The sequence below is a fragment of the Herbaspirillum sp. C7C2 genome (assembly GCF_022627865.1).
In the GTDB taxonomy this organism is placed as follows: domain Bacteria; phylum Pseudomonadota; class Gammaproteobacteria; order Burkholderiales; family Burkholderiaceae_D; genus Herbaspirillum; species Herbaspirillum frisingense.
The window spans coordinates 1-1303 of the sequence record NZ_JABXGI010000044.1 but is presented as its reverse complement, the minus strand read 5'-3'; the positions used below and the strand labels follow the sequence as shown (position 1 = coordinate 1303).

The 1303-nt window shown below is 55.6% G+C and carries 1 protein-coding gene; it reads right to left on the bottom strand.

All coding sequences use genetic code 11. The annotated features are described in order from the left end of the window. Positions 1 to 3 precede the first annotated feature (3 nt). The gene (locus HWE04_RS24145; RefSeq protein ID WP_241813917.1) at positions 4 to 1224 is read right to left on the bottom strand and encodes an ISL3 family transposase; all 1221 of its coding nucleotides are present in this window, start codon (positions 1222 to 1224) and stop codon (positions 4 to 6) included. Between the last annotated feature and the right edge of the window lie 79 nt (positions 1225 to 1303).

Genomic DNA, 1303 nt, shown 5'->3' with positions numbered 1-1303 from the left:
GGTTCATCGCAGATTTCCGGGGAACGCGGCTTTGATTTTGAGGAAGAAGTACTCCTCATCTCGATAGCCGTATGCCTTGCGCTTGATGACCTTGATGGTGTTGTTGATACCTTCGACGATGCTGGTGTTGAGCGGATGACGGCAGCGGGCAACGATCCCGTGCCAGTAGCTTTCAAGTCGCTGCGCAAACAATTTCAATGCTGCGATTCCACTTTGCTTGGCCTGGCTTTGCCATTGTTCCCACGCTTTTTCTGCCCACTGAGCTCGGCGGTAGAACCACAGCCGCTTGAGTTCATCCCGCAGAATGTAGACCGTCATGAGCGGTGCATTGGCCTCTAAAACTTCGTTGAGATGCACTTCTTGAGCCTGACTCAAGTTGTTCTTGTTGCGCAGAAGAAGCCAACGCGTAGACTTCAGAACCCGGCGAGCCGGCTTGTCGTGCCGTAGTTGATTGGCCTGATCCACCCGAACCCGGTCGATCACTTCTCTTCCATATTTGGCGACCACGTGGAAGAGGTCATAGACGATCTCCGCCAGCGGGCAGTGTTCTCGAATTTCCAGTTCGTAAGCCGTCGTCATATCGATCGCCACGGCTTCAATCCGTTGTGCCACACCCGCTGGCAGCTGTTCAAAGAAGCTGCGCGCCGTCTCGCGGGAGCGACCTTGCCCGATCCACAGAACCTGTCTGCTGATCGGGTCTATGACCACCGTGGCATAACGATGGCCTTTATGCAGTGCAAATTCATCCATCGCCAGATAACGAATCGCCGCCCAGTCCGGTTCGACCACCGCCTCACGCAACCGGGCCAGATCAATCGATTTAACCGTATGCCAACCCAGATCGTAAAAGGCGGCTACGGCCTGAACTGTGCAGCTCTGCAAAAGCTGTCCGCAGGCTCTGGCCAAGCGTGCGGTGACGCGCTGATACCGGCCCAGCCAATCCAGACGCTCCAGCCTTGGTCCGCCGCATTGGTCACACCAGACCCGGCGACGTGGCACATGCAGAACGACTCGATAATCAAACAAGGGCAAGTCCCTCACCCTGCGCACAACCGTCTCGTGGACCTGGTTGCACTTCGTTCCGCACTCCTGGCAGTACATCACCTTGCTGGTGGCCTTCAGATAGAGGGATAAGGTTCGGCTGTTTCCCTCTGGAAGTACGACTCGATCCAGCTTGTATCCCGTCCAGCAGCCCAGTGCCTGAAGTGTCTTGCGGTCCAACATCTTGCCTCCTGACGACTATCCAATAAGCCGTCAGGATACAAAACTCAGAAAATCAGTCCACGGAATTCTTCGAAGAACC